Source organism: Rubritalea tangerina (assembly GCF_042683245.1).
GTDB lineage: Bacteria > Verrucomicrobiota > Verrucomicrobiia > Verrucomicrobiales > Akkermansiaceae > Rubritalea > Rubritalea tangerina.
The window spans coordinates 1-25,609 of the sequence record NZ_JBHUJB010000070.1; the positions used below are offsets into that span (position 1 = coordinate 1).

The 25,609-nt window shown below is 51.0% G+C and carries 23 protein-coding genes; 15 read left to right on the top strand and 8 right to left on the bottom strand.

Features of this window, described 5'->3' with window-relative positions; genetic code table 11:
- Positions 1-73: 73 nt before the first annotated feature.
- The 3 genes from ACFSW8_RS14265 to ACFSW8_RS14275 form a co-directional block, all read right to left on the bottom strand.
- Positions 74-1,042, bottom strand: coding sequence for an ornithine cyclodeaminase family protein (locus ACFSW8_RS14265; RefSeq protein ID WP_377089503.1), 969 nt, complete (start codon positions 1,040-1,042; stop codon positions 74-76).
- A 167-nt stretch (positions 1,043-1,209) separates the two neighbouring features.
- Positions 1,210-2,034 carry a hypothetical protein gene (locus tag ACFSW8_RS14270; RefSeq protein ID WP_377089502.1) on the bottom strand — a complete coding sequence of 275 codons (825 nt, stop codon included), beginning with the start codon at positions 2,032-2,034 and terminating at the stop codon, positions 1,210-1,212.
- Positions 2,035-2,184: 150 nt separating this feature from the next.
- The gene (locus tag ACFSW8_RS14275; RefSeq protein ID WP_377091489.1) at positions 2,185-3,471 is read right to left on the bottom strand and encodes an ammonium transporter; all 1,287 of its coding nucleotides are present in this window, start codon (positions 3,469-3,471) and stop codon (positions 2,185-2,187) included.
- 181 nt (positions 3,472-3,652) lie between these two features.
- Here ACFSW8_RS14275 and ACFSW8_RS14280 point away from each other — a divergent pair, with 181 nt between their 5' ends.
- From ACFSW8_RS14280 to ACFSW8_RS14290, 3 genes are all read left to right on the top strand, one after another.
- The gene (locus ACFSW8_RS14280) at positions 3,653-5,170 is read left to right on the top strand and encodes an ammonium transporter (protein ID WP_377089501.1); all 1,518 of its coding nucleotides are present in this window, start codon (positions 3,653-3,655) and stop codon (positions 5,168-5,170) included.
- Positions 5,171-5,340: 170 nt separating this feature from the next.
- On the top strand, positions 5,341-6,072 hold the full coding sequence (locus ACFSW8_RS14285; RefSeq protein WP_377178572.1) for a type III pantothenate kinase: 732 nt from the start codon (positions 5,341-5,343) through the stop codon (positions 6,070-6,072).
- 28 nt (positions 6,073-6,100) lie between these two features.
- A complete protein-coding gene (locus tag ACFSW8_RS14290; protein WP_377178574.1) occupies positions 6,101-7,042 on the top strand; it encodes an ROK family protein in 942 nt (313 codons plus the stop codon).
- 37 nt (positions 7,043-7,079) lie between these two features.
- On the opposite strand, the gene ACFSW8_RS14295 is transcribed toward ACFSW8_RS14290, so the two are convergent.
- On the bottom strand, positions 7,080-8,408 hold the full coding sequence (locus ACFSW8_RS14295) for an aspartate aminotransferase family protein (RefSeq protein WP_377089499.1): 1,329 nt from the start codon (positions 8,406-8,408) through the stop codon (positions 7,080-7,082).
- Positions 8,409-8,518: 110 nt separating this feature from the next.
- On the opposite strand from ACFSW8_RS14295, the gene ACFSW8_RS14300 reads away from it, so the two are divergent.
- The 3 genes from ACFSW8_RS14300 to ACFSW8_RS14310 all read left to right on the top strand — a co-directional run bounded on the left by ACFSW8_RS14300 (position 8,519) and on the right by ACFSW8_RS14310 (position 11,643).
- Positions 8,519-9,205 (top strand): HAD family hydrolase, encoded by a 687-nt coding sequence (locus ACFSW8_RS14300; protein ID WP_377178576.1) that lies wholly within the window; start codon positions 8,519-8,521, stop codon positions 9,203-9,205.
- 71 nt (positions 9,206-9,276) lie between these two features.
- Positions 9,277-10,332 carry a nitric oxide synthase oxygenase gene (locus tag ACFSW8_RS14305; RefSeq protein WP_377089497.1) on the top strand — a complete coding sequence of 352 codons (1,056 nt, stop codon included), beginning with the start codon at positions 9,277-9,279 and terminating at the stop codon, positions 10,330-10,332.
- Between the two features lie 78 nt (positions 10,333-10,410).
- Complete coding sequence (locus ACFSW8_RS14310; protein ID WP_377089496.1) at positions 10,411-11,643, top strand: DNA polymerase Y family protein; 1,233 nt, start codon at positions 10,411-10,413, stop codon at positions 11,641-11,643.
- A gap of 56 nt (positions 11,644-11,699) precedes the next feature.
- Here the strand turns inward: ACFSW8_RS14310 and ACFSW8_RS14315 are convergent, their stop codons facing one another.
- Complete coding sequence (locus ACFSW8_RS14315) at positions 11,700-12,101, bottom strand: lysozyme inhibitor LprI family protein (protein ID WP_377178578.1); 402 nt, start codon at positions 12,099-12,101, stop codon at positions 11,700-11,702.
- 172 nt (positions 12,102-12,273) lie between these two features.
- Between ACFSW8_RS14315 and ACFSW8_RS14320 the strand changes: the two genes are divergently transcribed.
- The 7 genes from ACFSW8_RS14320 (at position 12,274) to ACFSW8_RS14350 (ending at position 22,025) form a co-directional block, all read left to right on the top strand.
- Positions 12,274-13,854 carry a S8 family peptidase gene (locus ACFSW8_RS14320; RefSeq protein WP_377178580.1) on the top strand — a complete coding sequence of 527 codons (1,581 nt, stop codon included), beginning with the start codon at positions 12,274-12,276 and terminating at the stop codon, positions 13,852-13,854.
- A gap of 114 nt (positions 13,855-13,968) precedes the next feature.
- A complete protein-coding gene (locus ACFSW8_RS14325; protein ID WP_377089493.1) occupies positions 13,969-15,024 on the top strand; it encodes an Mrp/NBP35 family ATP-binding protein in 1,056 nt (351 codons plus the stop codon).
- Positions 15,025-15,063: 39 nt separating this feature from the next.
- Positions 15,064-15,975, top strand: coding sequence for a DUF58 domain-containing protein (locus ACFSW8_RS14330; RefSeq protein WP_377089492.1), 912 nt, complete (start codon positions 15,064-15,066; stop codon positions 15,973-15,975).
- Positions 15,976-15,985: 10 nt separating this feature from the next.
- The gene (locus tag ACFSW8_RS14335) at positions 15,986-16,492 is read left to right on the top strand and encodes an NfeD family protein (RefSeq protein ID WP_377089491.1); all 507 of its coding nucleotides are present in this window, start codon (positions 15,986-15,988) and stop codon (positions 16,490-16,492) included.
- A gap of 8 nt (positions 16,493-16,500) precedes the next feature.
- On the top strand, positions 16,501-17,493 hold the full coding sequence (locus ACFSW8_RS14340) for a VWA domain-containing protein (RefSeq protein ID WP_377178586.1): 993 nt from the start codon (positions 16,501-16,503) through the stop codon (positions 17,491-17,493).
- Between the two features lie 6 nt (positions 17,494-17,499).
- Positions 17,500-19,662 carry a VWA domain-containing protein gene (locus tag ACFSW8_RS14345; protein ID WP_377089488.1) on the top strand — a complete coding sequence of 721 codons (2,163 nt, stop codon included), beginning with the start codon at positions 17,500-17,502 and terminating at the stop codon, positions 19,660-19,662.
- 5 nt (positions 19,663-19,667) lie between these two features.
- A complete protein-coding gene (locus tag ACFSW8_RS14350) occupies positions 19,668-22,025 on the top strand; it encodes a tetratricopeptide repeat protein (RefSeq protein WP_377178582.1) in 2,358 nt (785 codons plus the stop codon).
- On the opposite strand, the gene ACFSW8_RS14355 is transcribed toward ACFSW8_RS14350, so the two are convergent.
- From ACFSW8_RS14355 to ACFSW8_RS14365, 3 genes are all read right to left on the bottom strand, one after another.
- Positions 22,022-22,720 (bottom strand): hypothetical protein, encoded by a 699-nt coding sequence (locus ACFSW8_RS14355; protein WP_377089486.1) that lies wholly within the window; start codon positions 22,718-22,720, stop codon positions 22,022-22,024. The two genes, ACFSW8_RS14350 and ACFSW8_RS14355, sit on opposite strands and share 4 nt — an antisense overlap.
- A 121-nt stretch (positions 22,721-22,841) precedes the next feature.
- On the bottom strand, positions 22,842-23,885 hold the full coding sequence (locus ACFSW8_RS14360) for an NAD(P)/FAD-dependent oxidoreductase (protein ID WP_377089485.1): 1,044 nt from the start codon (positions 23,883-23,885) through the stop codon (positions 22,842-22,844).
- A 6-nt stretch (positions 23,886-23,891) separates the two neighbouring features.
- Complete coding sequence (locus ACFSW8_RS14365) at positions 23,892-24,221, bottom strand: hypothetical protein (RefSeq protein ID WP_377089484.1); 330 nt, start codon at positions 24,219-24,221, stop codon at positions 23,892-23,894.
- A gap of 299 nt (positions 24,222-24,520) precedes the next feature.
- Here ACFSW8_RS14365 and ACFSW8_RS14370 point away from each other — a divergent pair, with 299 nt between their 5' ends.
- Both ACFSW8_RS14370 and ACFSW8_RS14375 read left to right on the top strand, forming a co-directional pair.
- Positions 24,521-24,790, top strand: coding sequence for a hypothetical protein (locus tag ACFSW8_RS14370; protein ID WP_377089482.1), 270 nt, complete (start codon positions 24,521-24,523; stop codon positions 24,788-24,790).
- 18 nt (positions 24,791-24,808) lie between these two features.
- The gene (locus ACFSW8_RS14375) at positions 24,809-25,606 is read left to right on the top strand and encodes a TatD family hydrolase (protein ID WP_377089481.1); all 798 of its coding nucleotides are present in this window, start codon (positions 24,809-24,811) and stop codon (positions 25,604-25,606) included.
- Positions 25,607-25,609: the final 3 nt, after the last annotated feature.

Consider the following 25,609-nt stretch of genomic DNA (forward strand, 5'->3'; position numbering starts at 1 on the left):
ACAACTTACCCCTAACCAATAGAAAGGAAACAAACTTACCAGTTGACCTCTCTTCACATAAAAGCCCTCGTCCTTATAGCCTCTCAGTCTTTCCCATATCCTCTCTTTTAGCGGTCTGGTAAATCTCCGCACTACAAACCAAATCCTGTACAGCATTTCCCACTGACTTAAAGACCGTTGGCTGATGCTGCATTTCACGAGCTCCATCGATTAACTCACCCATTTCAGATGGATGATAGTCCTCACCAATCAAGCCAGCCTCTCGCATCAAACAAATCTCCCCCGCTTCCGCTAAACACGCCTCTCGTTGATCAACGATAACACGAGAATTCAATAATGTTTCAGCACTCACTTCAGTCCTCTTAGGCCCCAGTGACCCCACCGCATTGATATGCACATCGTCCCCCACCTCACTCCACTCAAACAAGGGACTTGCAGCACTCGTCGCAAGCGTCAATACATCACAACTCGCCAATACCGATCTCGCCGGATTCGCCACTAACCGACACCCACCCGCAATGTCTAAATTCTCCCGACAAAAACGCTCAGCATTTTCCTCATTCCTCGAAAATACATAAATGGTCTCAAACTCCCGCACACATAGCATAGCCTCTAACTGATGCCTAGCTTGGCCACCCGTACCGAAAAGCGCACCTATCTTCGCATCAGGCTTTGCAAATAATTTTGTGGCCAAACCTGTTGCCGCCCCAGTCCTCAAAGAGGTGAGATATCCCGCCTCAAGAACAGCTAAGGGCATGCCCGTCTCCTCACTATTAATGACGATAATACCAGGAGTCACAGGTAGCCCTAACGCTGCATTCCCTGAAAATACGGATACAACTTTCACACAAAATATCCCTGCCGCTTCTGAGTACGCCGGCTTATACAACACCGTCCCCTCGCCATTAGTTATAGCTGTCCTCAGTGGACTCTGCACTCCCCCCTCGCTCAGTGCCCTGAACGCATCCTCCATCAACTCAATAGTACGTGGCATCCCGAGACATCCCTCGATCACCTCAGCCCCAATTAATCTTATTTCCATCTCTATCCTCCTAGCCCCCATCCTCTATCAATAAAAGAAAGAACGGAGCACTCGCACATTTCCACAAAACTCACTCCACAATCTGCACGACCAACACCATCATAAAAAATGCGAGCAGGACATATTGTCCTGCTCGCACTCTAAATAGTATTTCTTATTAGCTAAGATTAGAAGCTAACAGAAAGAGAAACACCACCGTGGAAACGGTTTTGCTCTCCGTTACCGTATGTGTTCACACGGTCGTATGATGCTGTACCGCGACCATTGTCGTAGTAGTCAAGCTCCCATGTGAATGCAAGGTATGGAGTGAGTGTTGCGTTTTCTGTGATCGCAAGATCGTAAGAAAGTGAAGTTGTGTTGTGGGAAAGTTGTCCCTTCTCAACGTAGTAACCGAGGTCATTTGTGAGGGAAAGACCTTCAACGAAGAGGTCGTCCTTAGCAAGTGTACCAACAGAGTAACCGTCGTTGTCGTAGTTCTTTGTGTCAGTTACGTTCCAGAAGTATGTGTATGCAGCGCTGATGCCGTAGCAGAAATCTTTGCTGAGTGTGAAGTAAACTTCGTTTGCGTCGTTGATGTCAAGCGCGTCAGGGTGACCTGGAACTGTCGCAAGATTACCTGCACCACCGAAGAAGTTGTAGTGGATGTAACCAGTTGTGAAGCGTGCGAAACCGAAGTCTTTGCTTACTTCTGCGTAGAGGTCAAGTTCCTGAACGTTGAATTCTGCACCAGTTGCAGTTTCCTTGAAACCACCGTACCATGCACCAAGACCGAAATCGAGGCCCCATGCAGACTTAGTGAGATCAACACCTGCGTCGATGAGTGGACGACCAAGAAGTGCACCACGGAAGATGTAGTCAGAATGAGCACCAACGTAGAGGTCACCCTCGAAGCATGGAGCTGTTTCTACTACTGGAGGAGCAACTTCACCAGCGAAAGCAGCACCCGAAAGAAGGGCACCACCGAGTAGGGATAATGTAATTTTGTTATTCATAACGTCTGTTTGTTAGCACATACCTAACCAAGGTAAAACAAAAAAATAACTTTTTTGTCACAATGCTTTTTTGAAAATTCCTCAGATTCTCAACCTTTTTCAGTCACCTTATTAAGTATTTCGTATTATTTTATGACTCAAAATAACAACCTAACTCTCTGACCCATAAGCCTCCTCACCATGCTCATCTAAATCTAACCCAGCATGCTCTACTTCAGTATCCACACGCAGCCCACCACATAAAATTTTTGCAATTTGTAATGCCACATAGGCTGTTAGAGCACTCCAGACTGCAGTGAGGATCACACTTTTTGCTTGAATCCAGAACTGAAGCACTCCGCCGCTCGCTCCTTCATAGCCCTCACGAATAAATACTCCAGTGAGTAATGCTCCAACAATCCCCCCCATACCGTGCACTCCAAAAACATCTAAGCTATCGTCGTAATTCAGTGCATGCTTCAACTTTGTAGCAGCTAGATAACAGACCAATGAGGAAATGGAACCAATCGCCAGCGCGCCCATCACGTCAGTTGACCCTGCCGCCGGAGTAATGGCAACCAAACCTGCCACAGCTCCTGTCGCTACACCCACCGCCGTAGGCTTCTTGGAAACGACCCATTCTAATACCATCCATACCACCAAAGCCGCAGCGGTCGCTACTTGAGTTGTCAACATCGCCATACCAGCGCCTGAGTTTGCTCCACCTGCTGACCCTGCATTGAAGCCAAACCAACCAACCCAGAGCAAGGCTGCCCCCACTAACACGAAGGGTACATTGTGCGGCACAAGTGAAGGCCCTGGAAACCCCTTGCGCTTGCCAACCATCAAACATGCCACCAATCCCGCAATTCCAGCATTGATGTGCACCACATTGCCTCCCGCGAAGTCCAAAGCATGCTGATGAGGCCCCATCAACCAATTCCCCTCATCACCACCGTGGAATAAACCACCACCCCATACCATGTGCCACATAGGTAAATAGGAAAGTACCGTCCACAGCACGGTAAATAGTAATACCGCTGAAAACTTCATGCGCTCAGCAAATGCACCAACAATAATCGCAGGACTAATAATGATAAAGGTCATCTGAAATGTCACCCAGACACTCTCAGGAATCGTTCCCCCATCCATTTGCGTCCCCTCTTGAATGTGATTGAAGAATAAAAAGTCCTTACTCCACCCAAAATACGCATTGCCATCACCTCCCGCTGCCACCGCATAGCCAAAGACCACCCACAGCAATGACATGATCCCTGCCATCGCAAAACATTGCACAAAGATACTCAGCACATTCTTCGTGCGCACTAAACCACCATAAAACAACGCCAAGCCCGGTAGACACATCATCAATACCAATAAAGTCGACGTCAGCATCCACGCCGTGTCCCCACTGTCAATGGCCACTCCACCACCAACGTCCTCAGCCTTAAGTAACATACTCGATCCCAATAAGCCAGCGATGCTCAGGGCCCACTTCTTTTCGCTTCTCGCGTCATTCATGTGCGCGGCTTAACACAACTATGAATACCATTCATCAAAAATCATTTTATTACTCAGTCATAAAAGTTGGCACGCAAGATGCTACCTCACCATTTGTTCATACAAATCCATTAAGTTGATGAAAACGACAAACAAGACACTACTCAAGTACCTGCTAGCAGCGATTCTATCGATGTTCGCATTCACCACGGCTTCAGCTGAAGGCTTCGACCCAAAAGCTGAAGGATCTCAGGTCACAGCTGAAATGCTCGACACTGAACATGAAGAATACAGCGACGGTGCAGTAGACATCATCGGTAAAGACGTCTACAAGTACATTCAATTCAATGGCAAAGACGGTCTCACTGAAAACCAAATTGCAGCAGCAGAGGGTTACTACGACCGCTACCTTGATCAGCCATTCTTCGGACTCAGTACTGTCTGGATCCTTCTCTGTGCCTTCCTTGTTTTCATCATGCACCTCGGCTTCTCATGCATCGAGTCCGGTATGTGCCAACGTAAAAACACAGTAAACATTCTTTTCAAAAACGCCTTTATCATCTGCTCAGGCCTCCTCCTCTACGGAATCTACGGCTTCAATGCTATGTACCCAACAGATGCAGGTGCTACGACTCTTATCGACGGTGTCCTCGCCTTTGGTAAGCCTATCTCAGAGTCAATCAATGCTGGTAACGATCTCTCATACGGTGGTACTGGCCTCTGTCAAACTGGCTGGGCAGACTTCATCTTTCAGGCTATGTTCGCAGCCACTGCAGCCACCATCGTTTCCGGTGCTGTCGCCGAGCGTATCAAGCTCGTGCCATTCATGATCTTCGCAGTCCTTCTTGTAGGCTTCGCATACCCAATCACTGGCTACTGGAAGTGGGGCGGCGGTATGCTTGACGCAAAAGGCTTCTACGACTTCGCTGGTTCTTCAGTTGTCCACGCCTTCGGCGGTTTCGCAGCTCTTGCCTGTGTCCTCATCCTCGGACCACGTGCTGGTAAATTCACCAAGTCTGGCCTCAAGCCAATCCTTCCATCCAACCTCCCACTTGCTAACATTGGTGCACTCCTCCTCTGGTTCGGTTGGTTCGGCTTCAACTGTGGTTCCGTACTTTCCGCAGACCCTGAAAGCATCTCTTATGTCGCTATTACCACAGCATTTGGTGCAGCAGCCGGTGGTCTCGTAGCAATCCTTGTTTCTTGGGTCATCACCAAGAAGCCTGACCTCTCAATGGCTCTCAACGGCATCCTCGCTGGCCTCGTTGGTATCACAGCTGGTGCTGACCAATTCACACTTTGGGGTGCTGCTGTATCTGGCGGTATCGGCGGTGGACTTGTCGTAGTAGCTGTCATGTTCTTCGACAAGATCAAGATCGACGATCCAGTCGGTGCTATCTCCGTACACGGCGTAGTCGGCATCTGGGGAACACTCGCTGTCGGCCTCCCATTCCTCTGTAAAGCAGACGCAGGCGCTCCATTCGGCATCCAGCTCTTGGGCACACTCTCCATCGGTGCATTCGCCTTCATCTTCTCCTTCATCGTATTCTACATCCTCAAACTCATCATGGGTGTCCGCGTTGACGAACAAGAAGAGCACGAAGGTCTCGACGTAGCTGAGCACGGTGTCCCAGCTTACAACGACTCCGCTAACTAATTTCTCTGAAACTATATTGTGATAGTGCAAGGGTGGGACTTCGGTCTCACCCTTTTTCTTTCCCTCTCCCCCCATAATGGTCAATATTCCCAATCCCCTTTGCAGAAGCCTGCACCCCCTCGAATCCACTATTGACCATTGCTTCCCGTCGTCTAAAAGCCAGCTATTCCATGCGTTACCTCTTGATTGACAATTCTAACACCCGCACAAAGCTCAGCTTTGGCTCCCGTGACTCCATCGAGTCATGGCATGAGGTTATCCCAACTGTAGAACTCTCAGAACAACGCCTCAACCAAGCCCTCAATGGCCAACTATATGACGCAGTCATGCTCTGCTCGGTAGTTCCACAAAAGGCTGAACTCATGGAACGCTACTTCTCCCAATCCCCCTTCCACAACCTATGCCATACCAGTAAACTCGGCATAGCCATCAACTACCCACACCCCCAACAAATTGGAGCCGACCGACTCGCCAATGCTGTCGGAGTCAACGCACTCTATCAAACGCCCGCCATCGTCATCGACTTCGGCACTGCTGTCACTTTCGACGCCGTGGGCGCCGACGCCACCTACCTAGGTGGAGTCATCGCTCCAGGTCTCGCCTCAATGACCCAAAACCTTGCAAAACGCACCGCTCTCCTCCCTCAAATTGAATTGAGTGAACCCAAACACGCAATCGGTAAATCCACTACCGAAGCCATGCTCGCGGGCGCAGTCTACGGCTACCGAGGCCTTATTAAAGAAATCATCAGCAAACTCAGCGATGAAATGCAATGCACCCCTACGGTCGTTGCCACAGGTGGTGATGCAGCTCTCATCGCCAAAGGCCTCCCAGAAATCAATCACGTCTCCCCCACACTCACACTTGAGGGCATCCGCATCGCCGCAACCCTCCAGTTCTAAGCACTCATCCTACTACTTTCACCACATTATGGAATTCACAGACAAAGCTATCGGTGTCGACTTCGGCGGAACCTCTATCAAATTTGGCGTCGTTCTCGGAAAACAAATCATTGCAGAAGCCCCCGCCATCCTCCCTAAAGACTACCCCCGCCCAAGCGAACTCATCCAGGCAATCGCCGACACCTGCCTCTCACTCATGGAGAAGCACAAAGATATCAAAGCTATCGGCTGCGGCGTTCCTGGCTTCGTAGACACACCTACTGGCCGCATCCATAACCTAACCAATGTTCCTGGCTGGATTGACATTCCGCTCCAAGACCTCCTTAGCGAAAAAACCGGACTCCCCTGTATCGTCGAAAATGATGCCAATGCCATGGGCGTTGCAGAGTGGAAACTCGGCGCCGGCGCCGGCTACCAACACCTCATCTGCCTCACCCTCGGCACAGGTGTCGGCGGAGCCGTCATCGTTAATAACCAAATCGTCCGCGGCTCCCAATTCGTCGCCGGCGAACTCGGCCAAACCTCAATCCACTACAATGGTCGCGTCGGCGCCTACAATAACCCCGGCGCACTGGAAGACTACATCGGCAATAATGAATTTGCCGCAGATGCCCAACGCGCATACTTCGAAGCCGGTATCGAAAAACATATCGACGATTGCACACCAGCCGCCCTCGATGCCGCAGCCACTGCTGGCTGCTCTGTCGCTCTCGCATGCTGGGACGACTTCGCCCGCAAACTCGCATGCACTCTGGCCAATTGCTGCTGGCTCCTTAACCCTGAAGCCTTCGTCATCGGAGGCGGTATCAGTAAAGCTGGGAAAACACTCTTCGAACCACTGCGCAAACACGTAGATTCACAACTCAGTGCCCCCTTCCGAGACCACCTTCGCATCCTCCCAGCAAAGTTCTCTAACGAAGCAGGAATCATCGGCTGTGCCGTGCTCGCTCTCGAAACTGCCGACGTGTAACCCACACCTCTGCCAAAAACTCCTTCCTCCTACCAGCTCAATAAGGCAACCTCAAGGCCCCATGCTCGTGGTCGCGCAACAATTCGGTCAACTGCTGGACCACATACACTAGTTCGCCCAGCGTAATGTAAAATGGTGGAGTGAAGGCCAGAATGTTCCCATCCGGCCCATCCGCTAACATCACCACCCCACGAGCAAGCATTTGACCTAACAGTTTCCCTGCAACATCCCCAGCAGGGCGGCCATCCGCATGACGCAACTCTACACCTATCATTAACCCTCGCCCTCTAACCTCATGAATCAATGAGGAATCGATGTCCTCTAACATCGCTACAAGCTCTCTGCCCTGCCTCTCGACGTCAGCCGCAACTTGAACATCGGCATGCAGTGCCAAGGCCTTGACCGCCATCGCACATCCCACCGGGTTCCCTAAAAAAGTACTCGTGTGCAAGGCCTCACCTGGACTCACTGGCCACTTGTCCATCACCTCAGCCCTACCGATACATGCAGATATCGGATAGCCACCACTTAAAGCCTTACCCACACAAATCACATCGGGGAATACCCCCTCCCACTCACACGCGAACAACCTCCCGCTGCGGTTAAACCCGCTATAAATCTCATCAAAGATCAGTACCACCCCTGCCGCGTCAGACCACTCACGCAGGACTTTTAAAAAGCCCATCGGAGGTACGACCTTCCCTCCCCGCCCTTGAATAGGCTCCACTAACAATGCCCCTACCTCACTCACTGGCAATACCTCTAACTGCTCCTTCAGCAGCTCTAAGCCCTCCTCAGACCTAGGATAATCTATGGCATACCGTACATCGGCTAACTGCCGATCGAATGGTCCACGAAACTTATCGAATCCCCCACCTAACAATGCTCCATATCCTAAGCCATGGTACGCGTTGCGAAAGTGGACCACCCCAGGCTTCCCTGTCGCGATCAATGCCGTCTTCAGTGCTGTCTCCACCGCCTCGAAACCAGAATTCGCCAGCACCGTCTTCCCAACACCCTGCCCCCAACGTTCAAAAGTCATCTCGGATAACCGCCGGCACACCTGAATCTTCAAGGCAGTCGGGTGCACGTCTCCCATTGCATGCATAAGCTTACCACTTTGCTCCACCATCGCATCCCTCAACGGCCCGTGCGTATGCCCCAAACCAGCCACACCAAAAGCACTCGTCACATCAATGTAACGATTCCCATCAGCATCCCACACGCAACTTCCCTCAGCCCGCTCCCAAAAAATGGGCCAATCTTCCGCCACATAAGTCACATTATGGCTCTCATACTTGCGTAACTCCTTTGCTAGCTCCACCGAACGTGGCCCCGGAATAGCTGTCTTGATCTCTGGCAACATACTTGTGCGCCATCATCTTGATCTCACACAGAAAAACAACGCTCGATTTTAGCTCGATCCATTCTTGCTTCCTGCGCCAAAGCATGATCCCTTCGCCCTACACCTACACTATGTATTCGCACATTATCTTTGACCTCGATGGCACACTCATCGAGTCACTCCCCGGCATTGCCCAAGCCCTCAACAACGCACTTTCTGCCCACAAATTACCCACACACAGCCTCGACGCCGTGCGTGGATTTATCGGTGATGGCTCGCTCGTACTCTGCCAACGCGCAACAAAAGACCAACCAGAATCCCTCCAACTCGCGGTCCACGACACCTTTCTTCTGGAATACCCGAAAGCATGGAAAGCTGGAACCTCCGTCTTTGAAGGCGTCCTCCCACTCATTGCGAAACTCAAATCCATGCAGTGCACCCTCAGCATCCTCTCGAATAAACCACATCACTTCACCACCGAGATCGTAGACCACTTCTTCCCTGACTCCCCCTTCGATCTCGTCCTCGGCCAACGCGAAGGAATTGCAAAAAAACCAGACCCCTCAGGCGTTCACGAACTCCTTGGCGAACTCGACCAATCCAGCGCCAATAGCATTCTCATTGGCGATTCCACTATCGATATCATCACCGCTCGAAATGCCGGCATCAAATCACTCGCCGTCACCTGGGGCTATCACAATAAAGAGGCCCTCCTCGCTGTCGCACCAAGCCATGCTGCAGACACACTTGACGAAGTCATCGAGATCCTCACCCCCACGCACACACCAGCCTTCCGCCAACCAGCTGAGCTGCTCTGAGGCGCCATCAACCTTGGGAAGCTGAAACACTAAAATCGCTGGAGGTTCTTAGGCAAAATAGCCAAGCACACATGCTCAAAGCCGCCCACAAATTTCTAGACCAACTCTGTAGCGAAGGCCTCACCATCCCAAGCAGCCGCTACCTCCAAGTCCGTCAAGAAATTGCAGCGCACGGGCACTACAAACTCCTCCCTGACGAGTTGCTCTGGGCCGCCCGACTCGCATGGCGCAATAGCGAAAAATGCATCGGCCGCCTCCATTGGAAAAACCTCCAAATCATCGATGGCCAATCTGCCAGCTCCGCCCAAGAGGTCTTCCAACTCTGCGTCGAACACCTCAGGCGCTCAACCAATGGTGGACGCATCCAACCCATGGTGAGCTTTTTCCCCCCAGAAAAAAACCACCAATCCGTACGCATCCATAATCCCCAACTCATCCGCTATGCCGGATACCCCCAAAAAGATGGCTCCACTATCGGTGACCCAGAACAAATTCCTCTCACCCAACAAGCCATCAATCTAGGGTGGAAACCACCCGCGTCGCCCAGCCACTTCGACCCCCTCCCACTCATTATCTCCTACCCCGGCGAACCCACACAATACTTTGAAATTCCCCACGATGCTATCCTAGAAGTCCCCATGCGCCACCGTGACTTCCCATGGTTTGCCGACCTCGGCCTCAAGTGGCACGCCCTCCCCGCAGTCAGTGATCGAGTCCTCGAAGCCGGTGGCCTGCGCTTCACCGCCGCTCCCTTCAGCGGCTATTACATGGGCACAGAAATCGGTGCCCGCAATTTCGGTGACCGAAACCGCTACAATATGCTGCCCAGCGTCGCCAAAAAAATGGGGCTCGATACCTCCAAGTCTGATAGCCTCTGGCGTGACCGCGCCATCCTCGAGCTCAACTCCGCAGTCCTCTTTTCCTTCCGTGCCAATGGAGTCACGATCGTCGACCACCACACTGCATCCCGACAGTTCATCAAGCACATTGCTAATGAAGAAAAACTCGGCAGAGAAGTCCCCGGTAACTGGAGCTGGCTCGTCCCCCCTATCTCAGGGTCCACCACCGATGTCTTCCACCGCGGCTATTCAAAGGCCAAACTCTGCCCGTTTTTTAATAAACAGTAAACTCCTCCCCCTCGCCCTATTCATGGCCCCAATCTATCAATATTGACACATACTCAAATGAACACATAAAGTGGTGCTATGCCTGAGCCACCCTTAGCCGCACTCTTTCTCGACTTTGATTCCTACTTCGCCTCGGTAGAACAACACCTCCAACCCCACCTCAGAGGCAAACCCATCGGCATTGCACCAGTGCTCACCGATAGCTCATGCTGCATCGCCGCCAGCTACGAAGCCAAAGCGTTTGGTGTAAAAACTGGCACAGGCATACGCGAGGCTAAGAAACTATGCCCGCACATCACCATCGTCCCCGCACGCCCAGAACTCTACATCCAACACCACCACAAACTCGTTGCTGCCATCGAATCCTGCATTCATGTCGAATCAGTCCTCTCCATTGACGAACTCTGGTGCTGGCTCCCCTACAATTGGCGCCAACCGGAACACCTGACCAAAGTCGGTACGCAAATCAAACAAAGTATCGCCCAACAAGTCAGCCCACACATCACCTGCACCATCGGAGTCGCCCCCAACCGCTGGCTCGCTAAAATGGCCTCAAAAATGCGCAAACCTAACGGCTTCATGATTCTCCAATCACATCAACTCCCAGAAGCCCTCTACCCACTCGACCTCTCCGACCTCACGGGAATCGGACGTAATATGGAACTGCGCTTACACGCCCACGGCATCCACTCAGTCGCCCAACTCTGCGCTGCCACCCAACAACAACTCCATTCCATCTGGGGGAGCATCGAAGGTGATCGCTTCTGGCATAACCTCCACGGCCATTCCCTCCCAGAACTCGAAACCCAACGCCGCAGTATCGGCCATAGCCATATCCTCCCACCCGAAAACCGTAAACCTGACCGAGCCCTAGCCGTCGTCCATAAACTCACCCAAAAAGCCAGCATCCGCTTGCGTAAAGAAGGCTACCTCGCGGCATCCTACCACCTCCAACTCCGCTACCTCCAAGGCCCGAATTGGAGCGCTGAAATGCGCTTCGAACACTCAAACGACGCCCTGCATTTCGCAAAGGTCGCACGCATGCTCTGGAAAAAACGCCCCGACCACCAAGCTTCCATCCTCCAAGTAGGAATGACTCTCAACCACCTCCTTGAACAAACAAACTACACCCCATCCCTCTTCTCCCAAGCAAACCCAGCACGCGAGCGCCTCAACCAAGCACTCGATTCCATCCGTAATAAACACGGCCAAAAAGCAATCCACCTCGCCAGTGAACAAGATGGTCTCTCCGCCGCCCCGATGCGCATTTCATTCACCCACATCCCTGACGTCGAAGCCGAAGACCGCTAAAGATTCAAACCTATCGTCCATGAGCATAAAACCATCCCCCACTGGGCCATGAGCAATTACCCGCTACACCCCTCTTCCTCAAAAATGCCAATCATCTTATTCAGCTGCACCGCGCGTTGATAATACAAATCCCCCTTCTCATATGCATAATTCATCGCGTGCATCGATCCAAAGTAGCTACGTGGGTTCTCCCCCTTGGGAATATAAAATACCGTTTTGAGATGCTGCTCAGTAAACTTTAACCAACTGCGCTGCGCCTCACGTAATGCTTCCTTCTTGCCTTCATCCGCACCATAAGATGCCATCACAGCCTTATAAGCTGCATTCAATTTCTTGTCTGCTTCTTGATAATACGCTGCAGCCTCCTCGTTCATCTCCCGCTGCGACTGCGCCATCACCGAAGGAACAAAACTTACCCCTGCAAACGCTATCCATACAAAGCACATTAATTTTTTCATACCATCACCTAACAAATAATCGCCAAGGCTCAACCTATTTCCATTCACCTCGAGACCCAAAGAGGGTTTCCCAACCACAAGCTCAGCTAGCAAAACACTTTTCTCCGTGCAACTTTCCCTAATGCGCGTAGTTTACAGATTCATAGACATGGGTATCCACCGACACCACATTTTGCGCAGTCTCACCTTAGCCTGTATCGGGCTCCTTGGCTATGTATTCTATGCCTCATTTCAGAAACCAAACTCCCGCCACCAATCCCCTCCCCCCAACAAACTCGCCCCAAGTTCTAGCACACTAACCACCCCTAGAAACCCATCCCTCACCGCTTCCTCTCCCGCCCTCTCAAGCGCACAGCCTTCCCCCACTTCCGATGCCTTGGAAAATGAACGCGAAGCCCTCCTCCACTTCAAAGACAAAGCCTCCTACCAGAATTTCTTGAACCAGGCCACCAACCGTGGACTCCGCATCATCGGTAGCTCAGACCGCCTCCGCACCCTGCGAGTCGGCTTCACTGACTTCTCCCAACTCAATAATATCGACAATGCCGATGTCGCACCGAATTTCCCCGTATTCATCCCCAGCCCACCAGAAGTCAGCGCCCAAGATGGTGCACTTGGATTCGGCGCCAACGCACTCGCTGCCATAGGCATTACCGAAGACAATTCAGCCTGGGGCTCCGGCGTCACCGTCGCCGTGATCGACTCAGGGGTTCAAGAACACATCGCTCTCACTGAGGGGGTCACACGCCTAGTCCTAACAGATACTGCCAGCAGCGACTCCAGCCAGCTTGGCCACGGCACTGCAGTCGCCTCTATCATTTCAGGCAACCACCCCCTCACTCAGGGAGTTGCCCCCTCAGCTGATATCCTCTCCATTCAGATCACAGATGCTCAAGGGAGCTCAAACTCGTTCACTCTCGCAGAAGGCATTCTCGCGGCAGTCGATGGCGGAGCACAAATCATCAATATTTCCATGGGCTCCGAAGGAAATAGCTCCGTCGTCGCAGAAGCCATTGCCTACGCCCAAGACCGAGGAATCGTAATCGTCGCTTCTTCAGGTAATGAAGGCTACTCTACCCCAGCCTACCCAGCAGCATACGATGGCGTCATCTCCGTCGGTGCGATCGAAGCTAATGGTGAACACCTCGACTTTTCAAATACGGGTGAAAACCTCTCCCTCGTCGCACCAGGCTATGAAGTCAATGCTGCTTGGGGTGAAGACCTTCTCACCTCATTTTCCGGCACATCTGCCAGCGCCCCTTTCGTCAGTGGTGCGATCGCCGCCGTCATGTCTGAAAACCCAGGCTACACCGCCCAACAAGCCACTGACCTCATCCTCAGTCTCAGCAACGAAGCCGGCCTCCCCGGTGCCGACCCGCAGTACGGACAAGGCTCACTCGACCTCGGTCGCGCCCTCGAAAATGGCACTCCAGGAGTCTACGATATCGCCGTCGCCAGCCATGTACTCGGCCAAAATAGCGCAGGCGTTCCCGAAGTGACCGTAGTCATCCAAAATCAGGGGACCGAGTCGCTCTTTAATAGCCCTGTAACCATCCAAACACCCCAAGGCCCAACGACCATCAGCATCAATAGCCTCATCCCTGGCCAAATCTATACCACGACCCTCCCTCTCCCCAGCCTCAATAGCGAAAACTCCGCAACCATCTCCACCTCCGTAACCATCTCCCAACAACAAGATGTCGACCCTCGTAACGACACCAAACAAAGCACCTTTAGCCCCTCCGCGGAATAACCTCCACGCCCCCACCTAAAAGAATCCCTTGAGATTCGTCATCTCACACTTGCCCCTCAGTCAGATTCTACCTAGTTTCTCAGCCATCAAATCGCCGCGAAACCTTTTTGCATCATGACTGAAGATATCATCAAAAACACACTCACCCAGGTCAAGTACCCTGGATTCTCCCGCGACATCGTCGCTTTCGGCCTCGTCAAAGAAATTTCTATCCAAGGCAATGACGTCGAGGTCACCATCGCGGTCCAAACCAAAGACCCAAAGGTACCTGAAACGATCTTCAAAGATTGCCAAGACGCGCTCAATTCCATCGAAGGTATTGGCACCACACGCGTGAACATTGATGTCAAAAACCCCGAGGCCCAAGCCGCCGGCAATGCAGATTCCTCCACCCCACAAGGAAAAACCTCTATCCCTGGTGTGAAGAAAATTATCGCAGTCGCCTCAGGTAAGGGCGGCGTCGGGAAATCCACAGTCTCCTCAAACCTCGCTATCGCTCTTGCAAAATCAGGAGCTAAAGTCGGCCTCTGCGACTGCGACCTCTACGGTCCATCCACTGCCCAAATGTTTGGCACCAACCAACAACCTATGGCCAACGAAAGAGATGAAATCATCCCTATCGAAGCCCACGGTATCAAACTCATGTCCATGGGCTTCCTCCTCGAAGACAACTCACCCGTCATCGTTCGCGGCCCACTCGCCACCCGCTACACCCAACAATTCCTCCGCCAAGTCGATTGGGGGGAACTCGATTACCTCATTCTCGACCTCCCTCCCGGCACTGGTGATATCCAGCTCACCATCGTTCAAACTGTCGCTCTCGACGGTGCGGTCATTGTCACTACCCCACAAGAAGTAGCCCTCATCGATGCGCGTAAAGCGGTCTCCATGTTCGCTAAAGTCAATGTCGACATCCTTGGAGTCGTGGAAAACATGGCATGGTTCGAATGCGACAATGGCGTCAAATACCCTATCTTCGGTGAAGGTGGTGGTGCTAAAGAAGCACAACGCCTCAAAGTACCTCTCTTGGGCCAAATCCCCATCGATATCACCACCCGTGAATGCGCTGACAATGGCTCCCCAGTCGCCCTACTTTCTGAAACAGAATCATCTGCCAGCGCCGCTTTCCAAGCAACAGCCAATCAGGTGGCCGCTCGAGTCCACCGCTAATCCCCCCACCCCACACGACTTAAACCCAGCTCAACCACCTTGCCCCAGAAAAAAGCCATCGAAGCCGACGCCAGCGCCATCGAAGAAATCATGCGCAAAGTCCACCACCTTGAAATCAAGGCCAAAAGACTCTCGCGCGAATCCTTCTCAGGTGAATACCACGCTTCATTCAAGGGACAAGGCCTCGACTTCGAAGACTTCCGCGAATACCAACACGGGGACGAAATCCGATTCATTGACTGGAATGTCACTGCTAGGATGAACTCCCCGTTCATCCGCACCTTCCGCGAAGAACGAGAACTCACAGTCCTGATCGCCGTCGATATCTCCGGCTCCTTCGACTTCGGTAGTAAATACTTCTCCAAAAGAGAAATTGCTGCCGAAATCGCCGCCGTGCTCGCATTCTCAGCGAAACATAATGGCGATAAAGTCGGCCTCCTCCTCTTCGCCAACGAACCTATCCTCTTTCTGCCCCCCGCTAAAGGAAGCCGCCACACCCTGCGCCTGATCCGAGAAGTCCTCGCTACTCAAGCCCCTAACGCGACCACCAATATCGCAGGTGCTTGTGATTTCATCAACCGCACCCTCAAAAGGAAATCGCTCATCTTCCTGCTCTCAGACTTCGTCGATAACGACTTTCATAAAAAGCTCGGTACCCTCAGCCAAAAACATGAAACCATCGGTATCCGCATCTTTGACCCCGTAGAACAAGAACTCCCAGATGTCGGTAAAGTCAACCTTCTCGACCCCGAGACCGGTCAAGAACGCCTCATCAACACCTCTAATGCCAATGTCCGCATGGCATACAATAAACTCAATAGCCGTAGGCTTGAAGCCCTGCAAAAGGCCTTCAGTAAATACAAAATTGATCACATCAATGCTGCCACGGACCAAGACTACCTCCCACTCCTCCACCATTTATTTAAAACCCGATCCAGCAGGCACGCCTAACTAGAGAATTATGCCAGAACTCAATGACATCATTGAAACCCAACACTCAGCTCCACTCTTCCTCTGGTGGCAATGGGTACTATTGGCTCTCAGTGCGTGCATTCTCATCTTTATTCTCAGCGCATTGCTAAAGCGAAAGCAAAAACAAGGTCCCCCCCCACTCTCACTTAATCCCCTCCAAATTGCCCAGCAACAACTCCGCTCTATCAACCTCGATGACCTCGATAGTAACCGCCTCGCGATCCACCTCTCATTGATTGTCAGACAATACCTCCAACGCCAGTACTCAGATAACGCACTCTTCCAAACTGATGAAGAATTCCATGCCCGCTCTGATCACTTCGAACGCCTCACCCCAAATACCCAAACCCTCCTCAAGGATTACCTCACAAAAGTAGCCCAACATAAATACGCTCCAAATCCTAATCACCCTGCAGCCTTGGAGACACTCATCACACACGCCAGTGAAGTCCTCAGCAAGGTCGATACAGAAAATCCCATCCCAGCACTTCCATAGTCATAGATATTCCACTCACAGATTTTAGCTTTGCCCAGCCTTGGTGGTTACTCACACTCCTGGCTCTCATCCCCATTGCTCTGCTCAGGAACCGCAGCGGCTCGCGTGGTAATATCACCTTCTCCTCGCTCTCACTCCTCGCCTCACTCGGTACCACTCAACGCGATCTAGCAGGCAGATTCTCCCTCGCCTTCCTCTCACTCTGTGTCATCTTCTCCGCTATTAGCCTCGCCCGCCCCCAAAAACAAAATAGCCATACCGAACGTAAAGCCAGCGGCATCGACATCATCCTCGCCATGGATGTCTCATTCTCCATGGAAATCGCTGACTTCCAATACGAAGGTCGCTGGGTCCAAAGAGATAAAATCTCACGAGAAGTCGTCAAAGAATTCATCAAACAACGCCCAAATGACCGCATCGGCCTCATCCCCTTTGCCGGCCAACCCTACCAAGAATCCCCCATCACTCTCGAACACGATTGGCTTCTTGGTAAGATCGACTCAGTCACTCCTAACCGTGACCTCAGTCAAGGCACAGCCATTGGCTCCGCAATCTCAGCTTCCGCTATCCGACTCGATAAACGTAAAGATAGTAAATCGCGTATCATCATCCTCCTCACGGACGGCTCCAATAATTCAGGAAAACTCTCACCAATCCAAGCTGCTGAAGCTGCTAAAACCCTCGGCATTAAAGTCTACACAGTCGCCATCGGTACCGAAGGCGGTAGACTCGCCGGCCAACAAAACCCAGCACAAGAGTTCGATACCGAAACCCTCGAGGAAATTGCCAGAATCACGGACGCTGAATACTACCGAGCAAAATCCGCCAATGACCTCGTTGCCGCATTCCAAACTATTGACCAGTTAGAAAAAACTGAGCGCACACAAAAAGTAGTCACAACCTATGAAGATTTCCACCATATCTTCACAGCCTTGGCAACACTATCGCTGCTCGGCCATATCCTTATCCTCATTCTCCACCGCCCCGCTGGCCCTGAATAAACTAACATGCAGTTTCTAACTCCAGAATGGCTCTACGCTCTCCTGATCATACCACTACTCATAGTTGTGGCGTATCAGGCACGCCATCGTCAGGCTAAACCCTGGCAAACTCTTGTGGCTCCAAGACTCGCTAATAAACTTGTCAACAAGGCCCCTACTGCTCGCCACTGGCTATCAGTATCATTAGCGCTCCTAGCACTCGCATCCTTTATCTTCGCCCTCGCTCGCCCATACCAAGGCGAACTCACCACACATGAGAAAGTCAAAAGCCGAAATATCCTCATCGCTCTGGATGTCTCCAAATCCATGTTGTGCAAGGATGTCTCAACGAATCGCCTCACAGCTGCAAAGTCACTCTCCCTCCAGTTACTAGAGAAGTTTCCCACTGACCACATAGGAGTTCTCATCTTTGCAGGTAGTAGCAATGTTATAGCCCCCCTCACCGTTGACCACCTCGCGGTGCATGACACCATTTCCCAAGCCGATACTGATTCTATTCCTGTCGGTGGCTCAGACCTCACTGATGCAGTCCTCCTGGGCGTCGAAACGCTCAAAGCCACTGGTAAACGCGCTAATGCACTCGTCATTTTAAGTGATGGTGAAGAACACGACAGCGGCATTGAAAAAGCCGCCGAAGAAGCTAACAAAGCTGGCGTCCAAATCATCTCCATCGGTGTCGGAACACAACAAGGGGGACTCATCCCTTCCTCTCGAGAAAGAGACGGCAAACACCGCAATAGCAAAGGTGAAGTCGTACACACAAAATTACACAAATCAGTCCTGAGAGATTTAGCCCTCAAAACTAACGGTGCCTACACCTCCATCAATAACCGACCAGAGGCAGTCATCACCACAGCGATCGAGAAAATGGAAACCTTCGAACAAGAAGGTAGAAAACAAGTGATCCCACACGAAAGGTATTACTACTTTGTCGCCATTGCGCTCGCTTTCGCACTCAGCTCAGCTGTTGTTAGAGCCCGCTGGACTGGCAACGTTTCTATCCTCCTGCTTACTTCCCTGCTTGCACTATCCCCTCAAGCTGACGCTCAAGAACAATCGTGGTTTGCCAAACAAAAACACAATTACTTCTCCAAACCCGCTGCCACACAAAAAGGCTATAAAGCCCTCAAATCTGGTGACTACACCACCGCGATTACAGCCTTCCAAAAAGCAATCCAATACACCTCAGGTGAAGAGAAAGCCCAACTCTCTGCGGCGCTCGGCCAAGCCCAGTACCGCTCAAAACAATTTGATGCAGCCCTCAAGTCGTTCTCCTCAGCCCTATTAAGCGCAAGCCCTCTGAAACAAGCTCACGCACAATACAACCTCGCCAACACCCTTTTCCAACAACAATGGCAAGCCATAGGCCTCCCAGAAAATCAACCGCTTAAACAATTTCTATCGGAGCAAGTGGCTAAACAAAAAGTCAGTAACAAGGACCTAAAAGAATACATCCAGGGCTTTGAAAAAGCACTGAGCCAGTACCAATCCGTCCAAAAAATACATCCGCTAGCAGAAGCTAAAGAGAATCTCAAAACTACGCAGGATACTATCGAGCAGATCAAAAGTCTGATCCAAGAACCTCAAGAAAAGAAAGACGATCAACAGAAAAAAGACGATCAACAGAAGAAGAACGATCAACAGAAGAAGGACGATCAGCAGAAGAAGGACGATCAGCAGAAGAAGGACGATCAACAAAAGCAAGGTGACCAACAAAAGCAAGGTGACCAACAGAAGCAAGGTGACCAACAAAAGCAAGGTGACCAACAAAAGCAAGGTGACCAACAAAAGCAAGGTGACCAACAGAAGCAAGGTGATCAACAAAAGCAAGGTGACCAACAAAAGCAAGGTGACCAACAAAAGCAAGGTGACCAACAGAAGCAAGGTGACCAACAGAAGCAAGGTGACCAACAGAAGCAAGGTGACCAACAGAAGCAAGGTGACCAACAGAAGCAAGGTGACCAACAGAAGCAAGGAGACCAACAAAAGCAAGCTGCCCAACAATCACAAGGCACTCCCTCAGACAACAGCAGTTCCGCTAAACTCTACGGCTACGAAATCCAGGAAGAGCAAGAAGCACGAGAACTACTGAGAAAACACTCAGATATGCAACATAAGCCGCGCTCCCGCAACCCTTGGAGAATCAACAAACCAGAAATAGATTGGTAATCATCATGCGCCTTCTCAGCACACTCTTTCTCTTTGTTTCACTCTGCCTTGCCTCAGCAAGCCAGCCTTCTCCTATCATCACTGAAATCTCTAGCAAGAACTTCATCGAAGGTGAAATTGGGTATTTCAACCTCATTTATAGAGACGCCAACCCTGATGTCAGCCCACCATCCGAAATCACACTGAACGACGGCGCCACTATTACCCAGCGAGGCTTTCAGCAATCTAACATTAATGGCCAACGCTTCTACTTCTACCAATACCCAATCATTGAACTCCCCCCAGGTGAATATACCATCCCACCTCTAGAACTTGAAGTTAATGGCTCCACGGTCACCTCTCTCGAGGCATCATTCACAGTCCACCCACTCGATCAATTTAAAGTCCTACAATTCGACTTTAAAGGACAAGCAGTTCCTAGCTACTCAAAAATATTTGTAGATAAAACCCAGCTCTACCCCGGCGAATCTGTGGAGTTAGAATACAAACTCTATATCCCATCCGCCTTTAACACGCGCGCTTGGGGTCTCCCTAAACCAGACAATATAGACAACTGTACCGCCTGGAGAATCACCCCTCCTCGCAACCGCAGAGATGTAGGCCAAGCCTATATCGATAAACGCCGTTACGATGTGGCTTCATACACCACTGTCATCAGCGCTATCAAACCCGGTGCAGCCACCTTTGGCCCTCTAAAGACGGACCTCATCGTCTCGCCATCAAGCATGAACTCGCGCTTTGGCTTCTCAAATAATAACCAAGAGGTCCCCATCCCATCTGCAGAGCTTCAGTTCGAAGTCATTCCCTTCCCCACCACTCCACCTACTGAATTTGATGGAGCTGTCGGCACATTTACAATCGAAGCCGAGTTCCCACCTGAAGAATCTATCAGTCTGAACGACTCCATCACCGCCACAGTAACTATCGATGGCAACGGTAATCTCTCAGACATTCAAGCTCCTAAACTAGAGGATACCAGCACATGGAAACTCGTTGATGTGTCGAAAGTCCAACAAGGAGAATCCCGAAAATCCCTCGTGGGCCAAACTCAATTCACCTACATCCTCCAACCACAGCGAGGTGCCGACTCCTTCCCTCGATTCACTTTTGCTCATTTCGACCCTGTAGCCAAAGAGTTCCATGTAACGACCACTACTACCAGTGCCCTGAGCATTGTCGAGCCTGTCGTAACGGGCACAGCTGTCCTCCCAGAAGCGACCATCCCCACAGAAAAAATGCAGGACATCCTCGGCCCCCTAGCCTCTGTCCGTCTCGATACACCTACGCGTTCTCCCCTTCCTGCATGGCTTGCCTGGATCTGGCAAGTCATCCCCGCCACTCTCCTGCTTTCTCTCATCGGAGTCGCCCTCAGCCAAAAATATAAGAAGGGCAAAATGCAGAATCTAGATTTCCTCCAACGTAAAGAAGAACTTAAACATCTCGAGTCCTCAGATAACAAAAACTTCCTCAAGGACGCTGGCTCCTTTGCTGAACGCTGGCACCCTAACACACCTGAATCTGCGAAAATTACAGAAGCTCGGGATGCCATGTGCTATCAACCAGATCAAAGCTCCGCATGTGATCCTAAACTCCGCAGCGACATACTCAAAAGCCTCAAGTCTCTCAGCCTTCTAGTCTTCCTCTTCGTATGCATACCTCACCCACTTCAGGCGAATGACCCTGGATTCGATTCCTGGGAAAAAGAAGACTACCACGCAGCTCTCTCCTACTACCTCGAACAAACCCAATCTCACCCTCAATCAGCAGACCTCCTCTACAACGCAGGAGACGCCTACTACCGAACCAACCAACCCGGTATGGCTGCCCTCTACTATAAAAAAGCCCTCAAGCTTGACCCCTCACATTATGAAGCCACTAAAAACCTCGAGTTTGTGCAAAAATTACAGGGCGCTATTACAAGCCCAGAACTTGCTGAAATCGACCAATGGATCGTACTACTGCCTCCAGAAATCTACCGGCAAATCGCTTTCGCAGCCCTCTGGGCCCTCGTTCTCTCCCTCCTCACCCTCAAACTCTTCCAACTAAATTCTGTGCGCCTAGTTGCAACAATCCTTGTGCTTATTCTATCGCCAATCGTCGGCATTGCGGCCCTCGCCTCCTGGCAAACCCACCCATTGCGCACACAAACTCAGGTTGGAGAACCAGCAATCCTTACTCAGTTTGCCCACGTCCTAACAGAGCCCATCGAGGTTTCTGGTAAAGAGCTCGAGACAAAGACCATGATAAAGGCAACTCCATCATCTCCATGCCACATTATCGCTATTCGAGGGGATTGGACATATATACAGCTTGCCAATGGTACACGTGGCTGGGTGCCTAACAACTCTGTCAGCAAAATCTAAGAGCGCCTCCTCATCAGCCAAGCAAAACAAAAGAACCCAGCCAGAAACAAAACAGCTCTCGGCTCGGGCACTGCTTTTACCTTCACATCGTCGAGCGCAAATTCATCCCTTGCCCCAGCCCCTGAAACATCGTCCACGCTCCACCTCAAATACAAGCTACTTCCATCCCCCACTGAGGCTGTGATTACTTCTGAGAAATCCACACCTAATTCCCAAGTAGGTGCTACACTCTCCACTTCTGTTGAGACAAAACCCCCACTATTCACTGCTGTATAGTCCACTCCGTTTGTCGAATAACTAAACCCAAAACGATTCGCACGGTTCTGGTCATTGTAACTGTAGAGCTTAAATGTGATATCCCAGCCATTCACACTCCCCCCAGTACCATTCACTATGACCAACTGATAATAACCTGGGGTAAAATCACTCCCCCCCGCCTGCACCCCCAAGCCAATATTGCCAGCCCCAAGGTCAAATGCATAACTCCCTCCCGTACCCACTCCTCCTGTAGACGCGCCCCGATTCTCACTAAATCCACTGCCATCGCTGAAACCCTCAGCATCCCAACCATTCAACCCAGCCGTTCCATCATATGAACTGAAGTCCTCACTAATCTCCCCACCAGTGTACACTACTGCCGCTTCTATAGAAGACACCCCCACACTCAAACACACTAATAATTCTGCCGTTTTCATTTCTCTCCAATTATTTAATTAATCCAACAAAAAACTGTTAGATTATGGAGATTAACTCACCTAGAATTATCGCGCAACCATTTCCTAACAAAATCTAACAAGAAAAAAACACCTCACCCTACTAACGCAGGCGTTCAATCGACAATGCAACATCCAGCTCCCACTCTCCGCATAAGAAACCTGCGAAATGCTCACCCACACTCGGCGCTGTAATCACCCCCTTAGACCCTAAGCCATTGAAAAAACCAAGTTGGGGACTTTCGGGTGACAAGCCCACCACTGGCTGACTGCGTTGAATAATGGGTCGAATACCAACCTCATGACCACACACAGTATACGGACACTTGATCAGTGACCTCACCTTAGATTCCACCTCCGCACGCCCCTCGTCCGTAGCATCAACCGAGAGGTCATCCCACCCATAAGTCGCCCCAGCACGCCAAACACCCTCGCCAATAGGCACCATCCAGCCATTTCTATTCAAGATGCGGCTAGCATCCAATGGCTCAACCTTCACGCTGAGCATTTCTCCTTTAGCACTGCGATGATCAATCCAAGCAAACGGTCCCTCAGCTAAACCCACATAGCCCTGACAAAGAATCGCACTACCAGCTTGGATGCCCTCCCACTCCACAACGCCTTCTCCCACTACCAAGCTGGATGCATCAAAGTCAGCTTCAATATACCTTCCAGCGGCTTCAATTTCCTTACGCACCACCTCTAGATACTCCACCGTATCTAAGCGCCCCCCACCCGCCATTTCAAAACCACCCGCATCAGCCCACAAAACATTTTTATCAATATCGGGCTCGCTCCCCCCAACCCATCTATCCACCTGGCCAATTTTCCTCGCAAATTTTTGCTGCTCCCTCTCGTCCGTGAATAAGCGCAACACGGGCAAAGGATAAAAAAGCTGAGTGCCATGCTTTCTCTCAAGAGCCCGATAATACTCCAAAGCCTCTGGTAAATACCTTTCCTGACGCCAAGCGGGATTCATCCCCTTTCCAGCCAAGGTAGTCACTAAGCCAGCAGCTACACGGCTCGCCCCCGAGGTATCCTGCCGGTCAATAACAACCACCGACTTACCACGACGCAGTAAAGCCATTGCCAGAGCGGACCCCGCTAAGCCCTGGCCAACAATTAAAAAATCGTAGGGATCATTCATCCCTCACTACTCGCTTTCGCGGAGTGCAATACGAATCGCTTCATTAGGGTCAACAAAATCAGCATCATAACCCTTCGCGTAGTTGAATAAATGCTTATGCATATATTCGAAATAGGCCTCTTTCTGCTCGTCGTTGAGCTTGAACCAAATCGTAACATTGAAAGCACGATTGACCTTCTGCATCATCTTTAAAGTCAACCGTCTCCCATTTCTCGCACGCTGAATCTGCTTGTGTGTCAGCTGCTCAGTAGACACCTCTACCATCTCATTGTTGCTGATGCCCCAAGCATCCATCATCGCGTCTAAGGGCTGCGGTCCCAAATCTCTCTCTTCCATGCCCATCCCTTACGCCTTCTCTCCAAGATTGGAAAGCCTAGAGTGCTCTCCTCGCCCATTGACCCCATTCGCATTCCACTTTTTCCTATCCATTCTCCACACCTAAAGTCGCAAAAAAACGAGACAATCCCATCACTATCAGCAACCTACCACCCCCTCTACCTTTGCATTTATCGTCTCAAGGCCTCCAGCTCATGCTTGCATTGCTTGCTATCCCCACTATACACAGTGCCACAGATCCTCATGCCTAAAGGCTAATTCTCCGTGCTATTCCATAGATTCAACAGTATCATAGTATCATGCCCAGTAAGAAAGACATCCTCGATCTCTACTTCATGCCAGCACGGCGCGACCTTATCGAAATTGCCGCCTTCCTCGATCGACTCGACCGTCACCCTGGCGAAACGGACTTCCGCATGAAAGGCTTTGAAAAGGCCCTCCAAGCCATGCTCGAACCCGGTGAGAAATCCCGCGCTGAAGCCGTCCTGCTGGCGCTCTCCGATCACAGTGAAGAAGCCATCCCTTCCGCAACCATTCAAGGTGCTTTTGGCGCTCCTCCCGCTAAATAATTCAGCCACCCTCTCTCTATGAAATATATCGAACCACACGGGCACATGGTTAGTCGGACAACCGACGATTACCAAAAAATGGCTATGGCCGGATGCGAAGCAATCTGCGAACCCGCATTTTGGGCCGGTTACGACCGTGCCTCAGTGCAAGGATTCTACGACTACTTTCGCCAACTCACCGAGTATGAGCCTGCCCGTGCCGCCAAGTTTGGCATCCCGCACTTTTGCTGGCTTTGTATTAACCCAAAAGAATCTGAAGACGCTGGCTTTGCACGCGAAGTCCTCTCACTCATCCCTGAATTTATCGATAAACCTACCGTTCTTGGTATCGGTGAAATTGGCCTCAATAAAAATACCAAAAACGAGTTAGCTATCTTTGAAGAACACGTCGAAATTGCCAAAAAATACGACCAACCCATTCTCATCCACACCCCTCACCTCGAAGATAAACTCAAAGGAACCAAGCTCATTATCGATGCCCTCAAAAATGCGCAAGTCGATCCCTCGCGCATCGTCATCGATCACGTCGAAGAACACACCGCGGGCCTCGTTCTCGATAATGGCTTCTGGGCCGGTATGACCCTCTACCCAGAGTCAAAATGCACCCCAGCCAGAGCCATCGATATCCTTGAAAACTTCGGTATGGAAAATATCTGGATGAACTCAGCATGTGATTGGGGAATTTCCGACCCGCTCGCTGTCGCTAAAACAGCCCTTGAAATGGGCAAACGCCACTACGATAAATCCACCATCGAGCGCGTCGTCTACCAGAACCCAAAAACATTCCTCTCGAATTGCCCTAATTTCAAAATCTAAAAG